The following is an 18,433-nucleotide window of genomic DNA, read 5'->3' as shown; positions in this document are numbered from 1 at the left end:
TTAATGAGGCAGTTTATCTCTAAAATAGCCATAAACCCAAGTTCCTACTATTGCAAAAAATAGGGTTACAATCATCACGGTTGCACCCGTTCCAATTTGTGCAAACAACGGTCCAGGACAAGCTCCGGTTACTGCCCAGCCCAATCCAAAGATGAGTCCACCATAAATCTGACCTTTGTTAAAGGTTTTGTCGTGGAACTCAATTTTTTCTCCATAAATGGTTTTAATATTGAATTTTTTTATCAGGAAAACGGAAATTATTCCCACCACAACGGCGCTTCCAATTACTCCGTACATGTGGAAAGATTGGAAACGAAACATTTCCTGAATGCGATACCAACTGATAATTTCTGCTTTGATAAAAACAATACCGAATAAAATACCAATGACTAAGTATTTTAAATTGTGGTACCATTTGTGTTCCAATTGACTCTCGTTGATACAAACCGTATCTAAGGAACGCGTTTCGAAATCTGTATTTTGATCTTTAATGTTCATAATTCGTAATTTAAAGTGAAAGAATAAATGGTAAAATAATGTTTGCCATAATCAATCCACCTATGAAGAAGCAACATGTTGCAATCAGTGACGGCAATTGTAAATTAGACAAACCGGAAATCGCATGACCACTAGTACAACCTCCCGCATAACGAGAACCAAAACCAATGAAAAAGCCACCAACGACCATCATAAAAAATCCTTTGAGTGTAAACAAACTTTCCCAAGAGAATAATTGTTCTGGCAACATTCCATAAATTTCAGTTATGCCGTAGCCTGCCAATTCAGTTTGTAGATTTCCATCAATGATAATCGGATTAGGATTTGACAAAAAGCTATACGCAATTACACCACCCAATAAAATACCGAAAACGAAAAACATATTCCAGATTTCTTTTTTCCAATCGTATTTAAAAAACTTAATGTTTGCCGGTAAGCACATGGCGCAAGTATGACGCAATGATGCACTAATACCAAATGCTTTGTTTCCAATGATTAACAAAGCCGGAACTGTGAGTCCAACTAATGGGCCTGCAATGTACCAAGGCCAAGGTTCTCTGATTAATTCTAAAATTTCCATATGTTTTTTTTATTCTTGTAAAATTCACTTTTAAAAAAGATAATTTGTGTAACTTATGTCACACAAGAAAAAAAAAATTGTAAAAAATGACATATATAAGAGAAATTATCCTATTTCATTTTTACTTAAATAGTTATTAATCTTGATGTATTAATATAAATAAGTGTTTTATTGAAATGGTGTCAAATAAAAAAGTGCTTGATTTCTCAAACACTTTTTAACAAATTAAAACTAGAATTTATGATTTTTTTTCGGCTTTTTTAGATGAACAACATCCATCTTTTTTACCTTTACCTTGCTCTTTTGTATCACTACCACAAGACTTCTTTTCTTCAGTAGAACATGATTTTTCTGTTCTTACTTTTTTCTTTTGTTTAGGTTCTTGCTCTTGAGCATTTATATTCATTGTAAATAATACTGTTGCTATTACTAATGATGAAACTATTTTTTTCATTTTATTATGTTTTATTTATTGAATTTGTAAAATTTTATTTTTTGTAAGTAAGAGTTAATCTCCGGAGGCTGCCAAATAGTATTAATGTAATTTGAAATTAGTTCTTTTTCGAAAAATAATTTTTGTTCACTTACAACCTCAAAATTATAGTTTTTTTTAAATATAAATTCTATTTGATTGATTATGAATTGCCCTATGTTAAAATTTAAAATACATCTCTTTTTTTGACAGCCATATGGCATACTGTTATTTTCAGCATTATTCTTTTGACAAGCCGATTCAGATTTTAGAGCATAATGCATTTTCACAAGTCTAACAGTTGGCAACACTGTCAGCATTATGATATAAAAGCACAATGTAGTTATCAAAAATTTCATCGTTATAAAAAGTTATAAAATATTTTTTTGTACTATTTTTTGAAATGATTTAAAATTTATATCGGCTTGTCTTCGGGTTTAAGCAGCTTTTCTATTCTGATTAATTATTTCCGCAGCCACCACTTGGAGTATTTATGATACTATTATATTCTTCTGAAGAAATAAATTGTGGTTCATAGCTTGCCTCATTATTGCTCAGTTCAGTTGTAAAAGAACGAATGTGATTTTTTGAGCCACAGGTTAGATTATTATATACAGTTAATAAATCTGATTTTGAAGTATTTATTATAAAGTCATCAATATCATTTATATCTAAATCTTCAATAGTTGCACCAACTTTTAATGCTTCAATCAATGAAATATTAGATTGTGAAATTAAATTATTATACAACACTTGCAAATCCTGATTTACAAAAATGCCCATTTGAACAGAGGAAGGATCTGGAATTCCATATTTATTTAATAATGATAAAACACTATTCATGTGTGTTTGTTCACTTTGAGAAATGCTATTAAAAATAGCCAATTTGTATTTATTGTAGGAATAAATATAAACATCGCGAGCTAGTTTTTCTTCCTCTCTTAAAAATTTAAGATCGTTTATTTCATTTTGTGTCAATGTAACTACAGTATCGGTGTTAACATTGTCATTCGTACAGTTGCTAAACAGTAATCCTGTTATAAAAGCAATAAATATTTTCATTTTCATAATTATATTTTTTGAATTAGTATGAAGTAAATTTATAAAAAGAACTCTTTTTTAAATGTAACAATAGTCACTTAAAGAATTTAAAAAAGAGTCTTAAGTAAATATTAATTTTAATCACTTTTGATTAGCAGCAAACCTATTGTAAAATAATTAGGAGAGGAAGAGAACTTTCTTTTCCTTTTTTGCATTTAAAAGACTTAACTGTGCCATGATTAAATGGAAAAATAATATTTAAAGATGCTTGATAGTTTTTTACAAAGTCTTAAGAAAATTGATTAAGTCGATTTTATCTGTTTCTTTCATTACATACACCACGCCAGTATTTGCATGAGTATTATCGCTCTTGGTTTCACTATCAATAAAGCGTTTAATCAAATCATCATTATAAACGGGAGTATAAATGGAAGTGTTTGTCAAGTCATAGTAGGTAATTGAGCCTGTTTGTTTGTCTCCACCACCTCTAAATTTACCTTTACCGTTATCTCCATGACAATTTGCACATCCATGTACTTTTTTTATTTCAGATTGCGAAATATCTTGTAAAACAGTACCATGTATATTTATTCCTGTTCTAAAAATTGTTTCTCCATTAGTAGCGTACGTTTCATTATCATTTGAACAAGAGGTAAAACCTATAAGTGTAAATAATGCTATTATATATTTGAAATTTTTCATTTTTGTGTTTTTATATTAAAGAGGAATTAATTTACCAGTACTTTTTGTGAAACATAAAATTTGTGATCGAAAATAAATGTAAGTAGTACCATTTGCGTATTTGCATTTTCTAAACTAAAGTTCATGGTATTATTCCCAATTTTTACTCCTTCAATTTCACCGTCATCCAATATTTTTCCGTCTAGCGATGAAATGAAATAATCTAAAGTGGCTAGGTAAGGTAGATTAAATTGAATTTTAACGATTTTATTAGCGGTAGGATTTGGTGAAACAGTAAAAGTAAAGGGGTTTTTTCCATCAATTGTTACTACGCTCAAGTTCGTATTCTTAATTAGCTTAACTTCATAAATAGTGGGGTCAGCAGAAGTAACAGTAGTTTCATTATCCGTAAAAGCGCTAATAGTCGGACTTTGAATTCCCCCATAGATATGACCAATTATAAATTCATCATCCGATATTTCACTCAACTTAATAACCTCATTTTCATAATGTGGCAGATTGGTGTTTGGAATAAATTCTGCGCCTGCACCTTTAAGATTAGGCATTTCTATCGGTAGATTGTGTTCTGTTAAAGTACCATCTGCAAGTCGGGTAACTCTACTGATTGTTTTTACAAATGGGACATTATTATCTTGGATTAAAGTTGTTCCATTATAATAATATTGGCTAATTCCTCCAAAAAAAACAGTATGCATTTGGTTTTCTGTTTGGTCGTATAAACCTACTTTTCCGGAGTGATAGCTGCTTAAATATTGGTTAAATTGTGTTTGTGGAAAATAGCCGCTGCTTTTAACGTCAACAGGATAGAGAAAAGGTAAATCAGCATTGATTTGAAAAACTCCTGAAGAAATTGTGTAGCCTTCTTCTCCGTTTGGAAATACTTGAGGAACTAAGTTATAATCTCTTCGATGCAAGTTAACAGCATCAGTAACCGATGAATAATTATCATAACTTAATTGTATTCCAGAATTGTCAATGGTAAATTTTTGAATTTGACTTAAATAGGATTGTACAAAAGAACCTCCATTATTTGGGTTATATCTACCTGTAAAAACCTGTCCACCTACTAAATAAAAATCAGTGCCGATTTTACCTAATTGCCCACCAGTATTCTGAAAAATAGGATCAGAAATTTGATTAAAATAGGGTGTAATTGGAGTTCCTGCAATTACTGCTGTAATTAGGTTAGGAACATCGACTGAAGTTAGTTTGTCAAATGTAATATGATCATTTGCAGTTGCTGAAAAAGCATAACCACCAATAATATACAATGTATTTCCATCTTGGTGAAAATTCATATTGGTAGACTGTAATTGTTCTGCAATTCCAGCTGTTAGTGAATTTAAAGAAGCTGACCACAATTGTTTTGTATTTACATCAATCACATAAATATCGGTATTGTTTTGTGTTTGAGGAAATGCATTGAAAGGTTGTCTGGCATGAATGCCATCTTTTCGTCCTCCAATTACAAGCCATTTACCATTATGTTGTGCAAAAACATAAGAATGTAATCCAGGTAGATTAGCTATAGCAATGGGGGTAAGTTGCACATCATACGAAAACGAATTTTGTGCTACTGTTGCTTTGAAGGAAAGCAGCAGTATGACTATAAAAATGTATTTTTTCATTTTACTTGCGTTTTTAAATTATCCGTATTTTGAACATCGTTCAAATTAGTTTTTTCGATGTTGACTTGTTTGGTTTGAGTTTGATTTTTTGAAACCTGAATTGATTTTTCTTTAAAATTTTCAGAATAATCTTGTATACTAATTCTGGTACTATCTTGAACAATCGGATTCTCGTTTTGACAATCGTGACACTTTGCGCAACTCACCATTGCTTGTGAAAAATAGGATTTGTGCTTTTTTAAATCAAAATTTTTGTTTGTATTTTTTATGATACTCTTATAATTTTGACTGTTGTCTATAAGTTGAAAGCTTGAAAAAGCGAATAAGGCTATCATGCTTGTAATTATTATTTTAGTTTTCATTTAGGTATATATTATAGTATTGCCTCATAACTAGCAAACTGTTATGGGCTTTGTTCCTTTTTATTTAGAGGGGTATTAAACTAAAGAAATAATCTTTGGCGGTTGCCAAATGGAGTTGAAATATTGGGAGATAAAAATCTTTTCGTAATTGGATTTTTCTTTTTTTATCGTTTCAAATAAAGGTGTAACTGAAATAAATGGTATGAATTGCTCCTTAATGCATTGTGTGGGACTAAAGTTTAAATTCATTATAAAATTTCCCTTTTCACAACTTGATTGGGAATTATTAACTGTATTAGTTGTAGAACATGCGGATTGATTTCTTTCAATAAATTGCATCTTTAATACTCTAACAGATGGGAGTGCAGTTAGAGTAGTTAAATAAAAACATAATATATACGCAAAAAATTTCATGGTATAAATTTATTGTTCTAAACAATTAAATCAATTTTTTTTATAAAAAATCAACTAAAAATCATAAAGAGTGCCATTAAAATCATAACTAGATCTTCAATAATAGTTACGGTACTCATAGGCAAATTAAATACGGAACCCAAACAAGCACATTTTATTTTTCGTTTATTTAGATTACTTTCTATAACACCTATTATGCTAATAGTTAATACAATTAAAGTAATGGTATTGATTAATTTTGGGTTGTAGTTGATGAGATAGGCGAGTCCTAAACCCAATTCAATAAATGGGTAAATAAATCCATAAGCAGGAATTTTCTTAGCCAAAATATCATACATAGCATAACTACTGGCAAAACCTTTTAAGTTTAATAATTTGAAAAATGAAAAAACAATAAAAAAACCAGCCATAAAACTATTCATAAATGACATCCATTTTATAGTTTCATTTTGATATGAAGTGATAAGTGAAATTCCAGTGATAAATGCTACAATGAGCAGTAATGGAAAATAAGTAGCTAACCAAGATTTTTTAATTTCAGGGTTTTCAATTAGTGGAACTATAGTTTCTTTCTTTAAAATTGTAAATTTTGGTTTTTGAGCTAAGGCTCTTATTAATTCATCCAATTTTATTTCATTATTGGAATGTATCGTTGCTGTTTCAGTTTCTAAAATTACAATTGCTTGTGAAACCCCTTCCACTTTGGAAAGTATTTCCTCGACAGCAGTTCTGCATCCATTGCAAGTCATTCCATTTATAGTAAATTCTGTAGTCATTCTTGTTTTATAATTCATTCAATTCCTCCGAAAAGTTAATTTACATTGAAATTCAATCATTCTATTTTATTAGTTTAATGTTTTTTTTGCTTACTAATTTTTAATTTTTTTTCAGTAAACTATCTAATTTTTTTCTAAACGAATCACTATTCCAATTAGCAGCACCAATTTTTGCTAAAACTAAATTATTTTGTTTATCAATAAGATAAGTAGCGGGTATCGTTGACGAGTCCATTTCGGAAGGAGGGTCTGATAAAGATTGATATACCGGAAGGTTTAAACTTTCTTTGATTAAAAAAGTATTTGCTTTTTCGAAGGAATCAGTCGTGACGAATAAAAAAACAATCTTATCTTGGTAGTCGGCATATAACTTCTGCATGCTTGGCATTTCGGCAATACATGGAGGACACCATGTGGCCCAGAAATTAATGAATATTATTTTTCCTTTAAAATCTTCTAACGATACATTTTTTCCATCGGCATCAATTAGTTTCCATTGGTAATTTGAAAGTTTTTTTTGATCAGTTGCAGTAATCGTTGTAGGCGAAAAAGCAAATATACGATTTAGTTGTACTTTTACTATGGTGCCAAGAGGACTGAATAGTAGTAACGCTAAAAATGCTATTAAAGCAATATTTTGCAGTGTTGATTTTTTTTGTACTTTCCAGTTCATTTCTTTCTTTTTAAATTGCTGAATCTTTATTTATCATCTTATTATTAATTATTTCATTTTTTTTAAACCCAAATTTTTATAGACTTATTTCCAACTAATTCTTGGAGTATTTTTTGAGTAAAAAGGGGAACAATTTATTAAATTATTGTTTTTATAAATATTTATAAGGTTAAAAAAAAATGGGATAGAATCATTTATAATATTCTAGTTGGTAATCTCCAATATGTTTTTTATTTTCTGAAATTGATATTTTATGTTTTAAATAGTTGATTGTCCCAAATATAAAAATCATAAAAGAAGTGATAAAAAGTACAATTTCTATAATTAGACTGTTTTCAATTTTCAATAAATTTCTCAAACTCAAACCTGCTATCAAGAAGTACATTGATGTTCTTAAAAATGCCAAGAAAGTAGATTGATTAGCTAAAATAGTTCGTTGTAAAGCTAACCTTTCTCTTAAGATTAAATCTTTATTAAGTGCGTTATCGGTTTTCATTTTTTTCGTGTATTTATTCCAAATGGCAAATACAAAGGGCAAAAACTGGCAAACGATGTTAGAATGAAAATACCCGCGAAAGCACCAAGTACAATTGCTAATGTGCCATTAATTAAGCCGGTGTAATATAGTACTCCAATAAGAATAGCAAATGTAGAACGAATGATTTTATCAACAGTACCCATATTTTTTTCCATAGTAATCTATTTTAGATTTATAAAAGTAGTTTTTAAAAATAAAAAGCTATGTAACAAAAGTCACATCGTTTCAAATAATAAGAATAATAATTTTTGTTATTATTATATTATGAAGTGATCTCCAATAATTTCAGACAAGGGCATTCCCTTATGAAATTTTTTGATAATCGGTATTTATCCTTTATTAATCGTTAATCGTCAACGAATGGTATTCTTTCAAGGAAAAGATAGACATCCAAGTTTAGAAAAATAATTTTTAATTCAGCTTCTAAAGTAGTTCCATTCTGCAACCCAATTTATTTTTTATAGATGCGTTTTATTCCTTAAGTATTGTTTTTGCCACAGATTTGAGTTAATAAAAGAAACAGTTGTTGATTAATATATTTTTCAAATAAATTGTAACCCGACTAAAACCAATATAATTTGTATCAAAAATATAATTAATCCAAAAAATAATCCCTTTTTACCGGATTGAATTAGTGATTTAATGCTAACATTAAGTCCAATTGCAGTCATAGCTATTGTTAAAACAATCTTTACCATCGTATTCATAATAACAAGTAAAGATTTATCAAAGTCTACTAACGAAACTAAAATGGTAATTGCTAAAAAGCTCCATAAATACCATGGCAATTGTAAGTGTTGCTTCCAATTTTTTGTTGTTTTGTGTTCTGATATATAATTGAAAAGTATCAATGCAGGCGATAATAATGCAATTCTTGCTAATTTTATGGTTATTGCATCTTCACCTATTAGTTGTGACATTGAGAAACCGGCACCAGCTACGTTGCCCACAGAATGAAGCGTTCCTCCTATAAGGATGCTACTATCAAATGAGGTAATATTAAAAGTTGTTAAAACAAATGGTAAAAGTAACATACCTATTGTTCCATATAAATTAACTACTGCCAAAGCAATACCTACATCTTCTTTATTTTTTTGTAGGGAGGGCGATAATGCAGCAATTGCACTTGATCCACAAATTGCAGTTCCAAAACCTACTAACAAACCTGCTGAACTAGGACATTTTATTTTTTTAGAGAGATAAATGGTAAGTAATAATACAAGTAAAACCACAACAGTTATTAAAATAAAACTTTGCAAACCTAATTTTGTAATATGTGTATAATTGATACCAAATGCTAAAAAAATAACTGAATATTCTAACATTTTTGAACTTGTAAGGTTTATTCCTGAATGAAATTCTGATGGAATTTTAATAAAATTTCCAATTGCCATCCCAACTAATAAACCCAAAAGAATACTATTAAAAAAAGTAAAATAATTAGAAACTACTAATACAAATAGTCCTAAACCTACAGAAAAAATTATTCCTAGGGGATTTGTTTTTATTTTTTTCATAATTTTTTTTAGATGATACTATTTTTAGTTTTTTGTATTTTTAAAGCTTTTACGGTCATATTTAACAATAGATATTCTGTTAATCCAGTATTTAAAGTTGAATTAACAGTTTTTGTGTAGAGAATAAGTTGTAGGAATACAGTCTATATCTAGGTAGAATACATATGTGAAATAATTTTGATTACTATTTCAATTTCAGTAATGATGACTGCTATTTATATTATTTAATCACTTTTTTCTAAAATGACATTTATTATTTCATCGGTTGATAAAACACCGGATTGTCTCCACAATTGTTTTCCATTTTGAAATAGTAGTAATGTAGGAACGCCACGAACTTTATATTTTGCTGCTATTTTAACATTTTTATCAACATCTATTTTGATTATAGTAACGCGTTTTCCCAGACGGTCTTTCACTTGCTGTAAAACAGGAGTTAACATTTGGCAAGGACCACACCAGGTGGCAAAGAAATCAACTAGAACTGGGTTTTCTGAATGAATAGTATCTTTAAAATTACTCTTTTCCATAGCCCTGTTTTTTTGATTTTGGAATAGCACAACCATTGCTTCCACAACATCCTGTGTTGAAAAGGGCCATGCCTGTAAATAAAACACCCGGGATGACGAATAAATAATTTTTGGTAAATATAGCTTGAGAGATTACTATTATACCCAGAATCAGTCGAATGGCTCTAATGAAACTCCAATTGGTGAACATTGTATTTAGCATACTTTTGAATTAAATAAATTTTTTGATATTTATCATAAAACCAAGGTGAATTGCCTCATGATAATTGTTGAAACTTATCGCTTCTTCTATTGAAGCCAAATGAAAACCTATTGATGTCACATACTCCTTAAAGTTTAGAAATTTTCCGTCCTCATAATCGTCTCTTGTTTGTTGAATATGAGATAGTAACAGACTTTTTATTTCATCTACTTCTTCTTGTGTTGCTGGTTTTGTAGGGAATGTTCCAATTTTATATTTGTTATGAAATTCTTTTGAAATTGTTACCGGTAAACCGGATAATCTGTAAACTAAACCTTGTTGAGTAGCTATAATATGTCCAATGTTCCAGATAAGATTATTTGTGAAACCAGTGGGGGTTTTATTGAGTTGTTCTAATGAAAATTGTTCTAAAAATTCGATATGTAGTTTTCTGTTAGTTTCCCAAATTTTGAATGTTGATTTCATACATCGTTGTATTTAATAAAAATAGTCCAATTAAAAAAACAGGCATTAATCTGTTTCAAACTGAACTATTTTCGCGTGGTATTTGCTATTTATTTGTTTATAATTGCATTTACATCTTGCCAGGTACCACCATTGGTAATATTAGTAAAACCATTTTGCTCTAAAATTGCTTTAGCCTGAGTACTACGATTACCAGTTCTACAGAAAACAACGATGTTTTTTTTACCTTTAAACTTTGATAATTGGTTTTGTATTTGATCCAAAGGAATATTAACTGCACCTTTTACAGTGCCTTGAGCAAATTCTTCAGGAGTTCGAACGTCTACTAAGAAAGGTCTTTTTTTCAACACTCTCTTTAGTTCTGTTGTTTTTGCTTTTTGGGATAAAGTTTGAGTTAATACATTTGGAGTATTTTGTGCAGCTATAAAATTGCTTATAAAAATTATTATAAAAAATAATATTCCTTTTTTTACTAAATTCATCTTTTATTTATTAGGTTGTTAACATCTTGCCAAGTGCCACCATTGGTAATATTATTAAAGCCATTTTGTTCTAAAATAGCTTTAGCTTGAGCACTACGGTTTCCACTTCTACAAAAAACAATAATATATTTTTTCCCTTTAAATCGGTCAATTTTATTTGCTACTTGATCTAAAGGAATATTTATGGAACCTTTTACATTCCCTTCAGCAAACTCTGCTTGTGTGCGAACATCTACAAGTAAGGCACCTTCTTTAATTAAGTTTTCCATTTGAGAGTTATCTGATTTTGAAAACATTTTTTTTAATATTCTGAACATAATGATTGTAAGGTGTGTTTGTTTTTATTATTTTAAAACTTTGCTTTGGCAAACGAAATCAGTTTTAGGAATATTTGTTTTAGCTATGGCCCCAAAACCACCCTCAATTTCAGAAAAATTCCTGTACCCTCTAGCTTGTAATATTGACGCAGCCATCATGCTTCGGTATCCACCGGCACAATGCATGTAGAAATGTTCTTTTGGGTTAATATCTTTTATCCATTCGTTTATGGATGCTAATGGACGACTATAAGCTTCATTGACGTGTTCTGCTTCGTATTCACTTTTTTTGCGTACATCTATGACTTTACTTTCTCCAATTTTCACTTCTTTTTCAAATTTTTCTGCAGTTATTCTGTTGATGCTATCAACTTCATAACCTGATTGTTTCCATGCTTGAAATCCATATTTTAAGTGGCCAAGTAAGTTGTCAAAACCTACACGGCTTAAACGTGTAACTGTTTCTTCTTCAAAACCTATTTCAGTAACTAAGACAATCGGTTGTTTTACATCGGCAATTAAAGAACCTACCCAAGGAGCAAAATCACCATTAATACCGATGTTTATCGATTGTGGTACATATCCTTTTGCAAAATCACTATTGTCTCTTGTGTCTAAAATTAAAGCTCCGGTTTTTTCAACTACACTTTCAAATTCTATTGCATTAATACCTCTCATACCATTATTGAATACTTCTTCAAAACTTTCAATCCCCGTTTTATTCATAGCTACATTCATACCAAAATAGGCAGGAGGAGGTAACAAACCTTCAGTAACTTCTTGTACAAATTCGGTTTCCGTCATATTAGCGCGTAAAGCATAATTGGTAGCTTTTTGTTCGCCAATTGTTGAAACAGTTTCTTTACTCATGTTTTTTCCACAGGCAGAACCGGCACCGTGAGCTGGATATACAATTACATCATCAGCTAGCGTCATTACTTTATCTCGTAAGGAATGGAATAAGACTGCAGCTAATTCTTCTTGCGTCATGTGTGTCACTTTTTGAGCTAAATCAGGACGGCCTACATCACCAATAAATAAAGTATCCCCAGAGAAAATAGCGTGGTCTTTTCCGTTTTCATCAATCAGTAAGTAGGTCGTACTCTCCATAGTGTGACCTGGGGTGTGCAATACTTTTATTTTGATAGTACCAATTGTAAATTCCTGATTGTCTTTGGCCGAAATGAATTCAAATTCTGGCTTTGCATTGGGACCATATACAATTTTCGCACCTGTTTTTTTACTCAAATCTAAATGTCCAGAAACAAAATCCGCATGAAAATGGGTTTCAAAAATGTACTTTAATTTTACTACGTCATTTTCTAACCTTTCCATATAAGGTTCTGTTTCACGTAGCGGATCTATAATTGCTGCTTCGCCATTTGAGGTAATATAATACGCTCCTTGTGCTAAACATCCTGTATATATTTGTTCTATTTTCATCTTATTTCTAATTTGAATGTACTGCTATTAATTATGCTATTATCGGATTGCCTTCACTCACCCATTCATTCATTCCTGGGGAATAATTTAAAACATTCGTATACCCATTTTTTATTAATAGGGAATAACCAATTGAAGCTCTATCACCGCCTTGGCAATGGATTACAACTTTTTTGTCTTTGCTTATTTTATCTAAATTATTTACCATAGTCCCTACAAAAACATTGTCTGCTCCTTCTATATGACCGGCATTGAATTCAGCAGCGCCACGAAGGTCTACGATCTGAACATTTGGAACCCCTTTTAATGCTTTTAGTTCTTCAAGAGAAATGAAATGGGATTGATCCAAATTCCCGGTATAAGTCTCGGTAGAAGGGATGTAGCCATAAATGTTATCAAGGCCAATTCGCATTAATTTTCTGGTGAGATCATCTAATTGGGACTCAGGAGCAAGTATCATAAAAGGTTCCTCGTAAGTTAAAAACCATCCTGCCCAAGTGGCAAAAGAATTATTACCTTGAATGTTGATGCTTCCCGGTATAAATCCTTTTGAAAATTCGGATTTGTCTCTGGCGTCAATCAATTTGATTCCTTTTTCTAATGCTTCTGTTAATTCTATTTGATTTAACTTTCTTAATTTAGGAACCGCTGTCAAAAGTGGACGATCAACTTTATTTAAGTGCTTCATCATTGCAAAATATTTTGGTGGTTCAGGTTGATCCGTCAATAAATATTTTACAAAACCTTTTTCATCATGCTTGTATTGAAATGCCCAATTTCTCACTTTCTCGTATCCCACTGTGGTACTAGGAACTGATCCTAAAGATTTGCCACAAGCAGAGCCCGCACCGTGCCCAGGCCATACTTGAATGAAATCTGGGAGATTATTGAATTTTTGAACAGATTGGTACATTTGTAAAGCACCCGCATCAGCTGTACCAACAACACCAGCAGCTTTCTCTAGCAAATCGGGTCTTCCAATATCACCCACAAATACAAAATCCCCTGTGAAAAGCATTACTGGCTCATCGCTGGCAGGAGTATCTGTAAGAAGAAAACTGATACTTTCAGGAGTATGTCCTGGTGTATGTACAACTTCTAATATGAGATTTCCAAGTTTTATTTTTTGACCATCTTTTAATCCAATATGAGGGAATTCATATTCCCAACCTTCTCCACCTTCATCTGAAAGATACATATCTGCTCCAGTTAAAGCGGCTAATTCTCTTGATCCTGCAAGAAAATCTGCATGAATGTGTGTTTCAAGAATATGAGTAATTTTCATGTTATTTTGCTTTGCAATTTCGAGGTAGGTATCTACATCTCTTTTTGCATCAATTACAGCTGCTACTCCTGCTTTTTGACAGCCAATAAAATAACTGGCTTGTGCTAAACTTTTATCGTAAACGTGTTGAAAAAACATATCTTTTATTTTTAGATTAATTACTAATTAGGAACCAAAATTACGTATTGCATTTATTAAAAACTGTGACATAAGTTACACAAGCTTTTTATAACTATAATTGTACTATTTTACCAGTATGAACATCGTAGCGCATGGATACAATTTTTGGATGCTTCTCTTTTACAATAGGATTTTGTTTGATTAAATTTGTTGAATGTGCAATGTTAGCATTTATTGAGCCTAATAAATTTTTATCCTTCGGCATTTTTTTTTCTTCTTCTTGTTCTTCTTGTTCCTGAGCGAGAGTTTCTACAATATCATCAATGTGACTTAAATGTTTTTTATATAAATTATCTTTATCAGCTATATAGGCTTTGATGGCACCACATTCTGTATGTCCCAAAACAACAATTAATTTTACATCAAGATGTTCTACGGCATACTCAATACTTCCCATGTCAATATCTGAAATTAAGTTTCCTGCATTTCTAATGACAAACAAATCACCTAATCCTTGGTCAAATAATACTTCAGGAGAAACTCTGCTGTCAGAACAAGTAAGCACTACAGCAAAAGGATGTTGTTCATTTTGGTTTTTTAGCACTGTTTTTTTGTCTTGATGCGGATGAATAGATTTTTCGTTTATAAAACGTTGATTTCCAGAAATTAGTTGCTCTATTGGTTCTTGATTTTCAGCAATCGGGTTTGCTATTTCTTCTTTCTTGCAACCTATTGTAATACTTAAAATTGCAATTGCTAGGATTGTTTTTCTCATTTTACTTTCTAATATTTCTTCAAAAGTAGCTTGTGAATTTTGTATTTATTGTAACTTATATCACATAGCAAAAAAAGAGATTGCCTTTTTTAGACAATCTCTTTATAATAAAAAACAATAAATTATTTACAACAGCGTTGTTGGACAAACATAGTCTGATTTTAAAAGATTGGTATTTTTGATTTCGGCAAAGCCACCAATAACGTCAACAAAGTTATCCCATCCGCGTTGTTTTAAAATTGAGGCAGCAATCATACTACGATATCCACCGGCACAATGCAAAATAAATTTTTTCTCTTTTGGAAATTCTGCCAAGTGATTGTTGATTTCGTTTAAGGGAACATTAATTGCTCCGATAAGATGTTCCGATAAAAATTCGCTTTTCTTTCTGACATCAAAAATTAGTGTTGCATCAAAATCAATAGTGTCTTCCAGTTGTTTGGCCGTAATTCTGTTTACGGTATCCAATTCAAAACCTGCCTTTTTCCAAGCAGTAATTCCACCGTTCAAGTAGCCAATAGTATGATCGTACCCAATACGCGAAAGGCGTACCATACTTTCTTCTTCCTTACCAATTTCAGTAACTAATAAGATTTCTTGTTTGATATCAGCAATCATTTCTCCCACCCACATCGCAAAACTTCCGTCTAAACCAATGTTAATACTGTTCGGAATAAATCCTTTAGCAAATTCAGATGCGTCACGTGTATCCAATACTAAAGCTCTGGTTTCATTGGCCACTACTTCAAATTCGGTTGGATTTAAAGGTGTTTTCGCTTTTTTTAGTATTGCATCTAAACTGTCATAGCCATTAATATTCAGTAACACATTGGCTGGAAAATAGGCAGGAGGATTCGTTAATCCGGTCAAAACAGCGGTAACAAACTCATCTTCGGTCATCTTTGGGTTCAAGGCGTAATTGGTTTTCTTTTGGTTGCCCAAAGTATCGGTAGTTTCTTTACTCATCATTTTCCCGCAAGCCGAACCCGCACCGTGATTTGGATATACAATTAAATCATCTGACAAAGGCATAATTTTAGTTCGCAAAGAATGATACAAATGACGCGCTAATTTGTCTTGAGTTAAATCAGCCACAACATGTTGCGCTAAATCTGGACGACCAACATCACCAATAAACAAAGTGTCGCCGGTTATAATTCCGTGTTCTTTTCCGTTTTCATCAATCAGTAGAAACGTAGTACTTTCCATGGTGTGTCCCGGTGTATGAATCACTTTTACTTTATAGTTTCCAATTTCAAAAATCTGTCCATCTACAGCAGAAATAATTTCATACGCTGGTTTAGCCGTTGGTCCGTATACGATTTTCGCATTCGTTTTATTTGCTAAATCCAAATGTCCTGAAACGAAATCAGCGTGAAAATGAGTCAAAAATACATATTTGATTTTGGCGTTGTCTTTAAATGCTCTATCAATATACGGTTGTACTTCGCGTAAAGGATCAAAAATGGCGACTTCTCCATTATTTTCAATATAATAAGCTGCGTGTGCAATACATCCGGTATAAATTTGTTCGATTTTCATAATCAGGGTTTTTGAATTAATAATAGTTTCAGATCAATAAGATTGTGGCAAATTTAGAAGACACTTTTAATTTCCAAAGTGATAATTATCATACTAAAATAACTATTTTATCAGTAAATATAGTATGTGACAAAAGTCACAGAAGGAAATACAACTGTTGTTTTTTATTTATTACAAATAAAAAAACCATCACAAGGATGGTTTTAATTAATGAAAGATTAGAGTTATTTAAAGTGATTTTTTGGCTAAATACCAGTCCACCATTTCTAAATTACTTTTCTTTCTTTCTGCTAAAGCTTCCACAGTTTTAGGCGCTGGGATAATTACTTTATCGCCCGGTTGCCAATCAAGAGGCATGGCTACTTTATGCTCATCTGAAGTTTGTAAAGCCAGTAGAGAGCGTTTAATCTCTGCCATGTTTCTACCTACATTTAATGGGTAGTACATGATCAAACGTACTTTTCCTTCTGGATCCATAATGAAAACGGCTCTAACAGCGGCAGTTTCACTTTCTCCTGGTTGTAGCATTCCGTATAATTTTGAAACCTCCATACTAATATCGGCAACTATCGGGAATTCAAATAAAACGCCTGTTTTTTCATGAACTGCATTAACCCACGCAATATGAGAGTGGATACTATCAATACTCAAACCCATCAGTTTAGTATTGTGTTCTGCAAAAAAATCTTTTTCAAGAGCAAAACCACTCATTTCTGTTGTACAAACTGGTGTGAAATCAGCAGGATGCGAAAAAAATACAACCCAACTACCTTTATTGTATTCTGAAAATTTTAATTTTCCTGTAGTTGTTACAGCTTCAAAATCTGGAGCCATATCGCCAATTCTTGGCATTAAAAATGCTTTCTCTTCCATAATATTATTTTTTGATTATTAATTTACTGATGCAAATATAATTTAGATAAATCTTACTAAAGGTGACTTTAGTCACATTAAATAGAAAAAAATTATAATATTTTTTTTATAATAGATTTTTACTATTATTAGATTTGTAGAATTTATTGTAAGCCATTTAGCTATGAATTAGAAATATATAAGTTATTTGCTATATACTATTTAAAAATAATATTCAATCAATAATAAATTGTACTAAGTAATTTAGAGTTTAAAAATAAAATTTTAAATTTGGTTGTTTAAAGGAAGTTTGGGTTTTCAATTTACTGTAATTTGATTTAGAATTTAAGAAAACAATTTTTAGAAATTTAAAAACATTTTAAAATGAAAGTCAGGTATTTTATTCTAATTCTATTGATTGGTTTTTCTAGTATACTAAGAGCTCAAACGGATACATTGTATGTTTATGGCCCTGGAGGTCCAGCAGCTGCAATAGAGGAATGTGCAAAAATATTTTCAAATAAAACTTCTATTCCTGTAAAAGTAAAAGCAGGTCCCGAAGTGGAATGGATTCAAAGAGCTAAACAAAATGCTGATCTAATTTTTGGAGGATCAGAGTATATGCTTACACAATTTACTATGCAGCATGAAGGTTTAATTGATACCGCTACACGAACGGAATTATATAAAAGAGGCGCTGCAATTTTAGTACGTCCAAACAATCCTAAAAATATTACTTCATTAAAAGACCTGACTAAAGTAGGTATTCGAATTTTAGATGTGAATGGTGCAGGGCAATTAGGTATGTGGGAAGATTTAGCTGGCAGACAAAATCTGATAGGAGGAATTCAAAAAAATATTTACAAATCTTTCCCTAATACAGCAATGGCTATTAAAGCATGGAAAGAAGATAATACTTATGATGCATTTATTAGTTATACATCTTGGTATTTGAGATTAAAAGATGTCTCAACGTTAGTTACGATTCCTGCCAGAAATACGGTTTATAGAGGTACTCCTATTGCAATAACTACTGTTACTAGACAAAAGGCAGAGGCACAGTTATTTATTGAGTTTATGCTTTCAAAGGAAGGGCATGCTATATTTAAAAAATGGGGATGGGAATAATTAGCTAGAATGATAAAAGAATTGACAACTCTTTATCTACTGTTCACCTAACTATTTGACAAGTTCTGATAGGTATGTTAAATAATAACTT

At 31.2% G+C, this 18,433-nt stretch carries 23 protein-coding genes; 1 reads left to right on the top strand and 22 read right to left on the bottom strand.

Annotated elements, in window-relative coordinates; genetic code table 11:
* From BUB25_RS10870 to BUB25_RS10755, 22 genes are all read right to left on the bottom strand, one after another.
* Window positions 1-498 (bottom strand): DUF6691 family protein, encoded by a 498-nt coding sequence (locus tag BUB25_RS10870; protein ID WP_072944174.1) that lies wholly within the window; start codon window positions 496-498, stop codon window positions 1-3.
* Between the two features lie 10 nt (window positions 499-508).
* Complete coding sequence (locus tag BUB25_RS10865) at window positions 509-1,078, bottom strand: YeeE/YedE family protein (RefSeq protein WP_394335942.1); 570 nt, start codon at window positions 1,076-1,078, stop codon at window positions 509-511.
* A gap of 238 nt (window positions 1,079-1,316) precedes the next feature.
* Window positions 1,317-1,532 carry a hypothetical protein gene (locus BUB25_RS10860; RefSeq protein ID WP_072944172.1) on the bottom strand — a complete coding sequence of 72 codons (216 nt, stop codon included), beginning with the start codon at window positions 1,530-1,532 and terminating at the stop codon, window positions 1,317-1,319.
* Between the two features lie 477 nt (window positions 1,533-2,009).
* Window positions 2,010-2,618 carry a DUF2202 domain-containing protein gene (locus tag BUB25_RS10850; RefSeq protein WP_106357538.1) on the bottom strand — a complete coding sequence of 203 codons (609 nt, stop codon included), beginning with the start codon at window positions 2,616-2,618 and terminating at the stop codon, window positions 2,010-2,012.
* Window positions 2,619-2,870: 252 nt separating this feature from the next.
* Complete coding sequence (locus tag BUB25_RS10845) at window positions 2,871-3,293, bottom strand: c-type cytochrome (protein ID WP_072944166.1); 423 nt, start codon at window positions 3,291-3,293, stop codon at window positions 2,871-2,873.
* Between the two features lie 26 nt (window positions 3,294-3,319).
* Entirely contained in the window at window positions 3,320-4,921 is a 1,602-nt protein-coding gene (locus tag BUB25_RS10840) for a hypothetical protein (protein WP_072944164.1), read from the bottom strand.
* A complete protein-coding gene (locus BUB25_RS10835; RefSeq protein WP_072944161.1) occupies window positions 4,918-5,283 on the bottom strand; it encodes a hypothetical protein in 366 nt (121 codons plus the stop codon). Before BUB25_RS10835 ends, BUB25_RS10840 begins: the two co-directional genes overlap by 4 nt.
* A gap of 464 nt (window positions 5,284-5,747) precedes the next feature.
* On the bottom strand, window positions 5,748-6,473 hold the full coding sequence (locus BUB25_RS10825) for a heavy-metal-associated domain-containing protein (protein WP_072944237.1): 726 nt from the start codon (window positions 6,471-6,473) through the stop codon (window positions 5,748-5,750).
* 100 nt (window positions 6,474-6,573) lie between these two features.
* Window positions 6,574-7,146 (bottom strand): TlpA family protein disulfide reductase, encoded by a 573-nt coding sequence (locus BUB25_RS10820; RefSeq protein WP_072944156.1) that lies wholly within the window; start codon window positions 7,144-7,146, stop codon window positions 6,574-6,576.
* Window positions 7,147-7,336: 190 nt separating this feature from the next.
* Window positions 7,337-7,642, bottom strand: a complete 306-nt coding sequence (locus tag BUB25_RS10815) for a DUF202 domain-containing protein (RefSeq protein WP_072944153.1) — start codon at window positions 7,640-7,642, stop codon at window positions 7,337-7,339.
* Window positions 7,639-7,839: a YgaP family membrane protein gene (locus BUB25_RS10810; RefSeq protein WP_072944151.1), complete on the bottom strand. Its 201-nt coding sequence runs from the start codon at window positions 7,837-7,839 to the stop codon at window positions 7,639-7,641. Before BUB25_RS10810 ends, BUB25_RS10815 begins: the two co-directional genes overlap by 4 nt.
* A gap of 387 nt (window positions 7,840-8,226) precedes the next feature.
* Window positions 8,227-9,201, bottom strand: coding sequence for a YeiH family protein (locus tag BUB25_RS10805; RefSeq protein WP_072944149.1), 975 nt, complete (start codon window positions 9,199-9,201; stop codon window positions 8,227-8,229).
* A 224-nt stretch (window positions 9,202-9,425) separates the two neighbouring features.
* The gene (gene trxA / locus BUB25_RS10800) at window positions 9,426-9,731 is read right to left on the bottom strand and encodes a thioredoxin (RefSeq protein WP_072944147.1); all 306 of its coding nucleotides are present in this window, start codon (window positions 9,729-9,731) and stop codon (window positions 9,426-9,428) included.
* Complete coding sequence (locus BUB25_RS10795; protein ID WP_072944145.1) at window positions 9,718-9,933, bottom strand: hypothetical protein; 216 nt, start codon at window positions 9,931-9,933, stop codon at window positions 9,718-9,720. The genes trxA and BUB25_RS10795 overlap by 14 nt, the downstream gene beginning before the upstream one ends.
* A 9-nt stretch (window positions 9,934-9,942) precedes the next feature.
* Window positions 9,943-10,398: a DinB family protein gene (locus BUB25_RS10790; protein ID WP_072944143.1), complete on the bottom strand. Its 456-nt coding sequence runs from the start codon at window positions 10,396-10,398 to the stop codon at window positions 9,943-9,945.
* Window positions 10,399-10,487: 89 nt separating this feature from the next.
* Window positions 10,488-10,880, bottom strand: a complete 393-nt coding sequence (locus tag BUB25_RS10785; protein WP_084089520.1) for a rhodanese-like domain-containing protein — start codon at window positions 10,878-10,880, stop codon at window positions 10,488-10,490.
* Complete coding sequence (locus tag BUB25_RS10780) at window positions 10,877-11,176, bottom strand: rhodanese-like domain-containing protein (RefSeq protein WP_244533820.1); 300 nt, start codon at window positions 11,174-11,176, stop codon at window positions 10,877-10,879. Before BUB25_RS10780 ends, BUB25_RS10785 begins: the two co-directional genes overlap by 4 nt.
* A gap of 48 nt (window positions 11,177-11,224) precedes the next feature.
* Window positions 11,225-12,640 (bottom strand): MBL fold metallo-hydrolase, encoded by a 1,416-nt coding sequence (locus tag BUB25_RS10775; RefSeq protein ID WP_072944138.1) that lies wholly within the window; start codon window positions 12,638-12,640, stop codon window positions 11,225-11,227.
* A gap of 31 nt (window positions 12,641-12,671) precedes the next feature.
* Window positions 12,672-14,063, bottom strand: a complete 1,392-nt coding sequence (locus tag BUB25_RS10770; protein ID WP_072944136.1) for an MBL fold metallo-hydrolase — start codon at window positions 14,061-14,063, stop codon at window positions 12,672-12,674.
* A 94-nt stretch (window positions 14,064-14,157) separates the two neighbouring features.
* On the bottom strand, window positions 14,158-14,820 hold the full coding sequence (locus BUB25_RS10765; protein WP_084089503.1) for a carbonic anhydrase: 663 nt from the start codon (window positions 14,818-14,820) through the stop codon (window positions 14,158-14,160).
* A gap of 126 nt (window positions 14,821-14,946) precedes the next feature.
* A complete protein-coding gene (locus BUB25_RS10760) occupies window positions 14,947-16,362 on the bottom strand; it encodes an MBL fold metallo-hydrolase (protein ID WP_072944134.1) in 1,416 nt (471 codons plus the stop codon).
* 228 nt (window positions 16,363-16,590) lie between these two features.
* Window positions 16,591-17,235, bottom strand: coding sequence for a peroxiredoxin (locus tag BUB25_RS10755; protein ID WP_072944131.1), 645 nt, complete (start codon window positions 17,233-17,235; stop codon window positions 16,591-16,593).
* Between the two features lie 363 nt (window positions 17,236-17,598).
* Between BUB25_RS10755 and BUB25_RS10750 the strand changes: the two genes are divergently transcribed.
* A complete protein-coding gene (locus BUB25_RS10750) occupies window positions 17,599-18,342 on the top strand; it encodes a substrate-binding domain-containing protein (RefSeq protein WP_072944129.1) in 744 nt (247 codons plus the stop codon).
* The last annotated feature ends 91 nt before the right edge of the window (window positions 18,343-18,433 follow it).

The sequence above is a fragment of the Flavobacterium granuli genome (assembly GCF_900129705.1).
GTDB lineage: Bacteria > Bacteroidota > Bacteroidia > Flavobacteriales > Flavobacteriaceae > Flavobacterium > Flavobacterium granuli.
The sequence above is the reverse complement of the archived record's forward strand: the minus strand, read 5'-3'. Positions and strand labels throughout refer to the sequence as shown.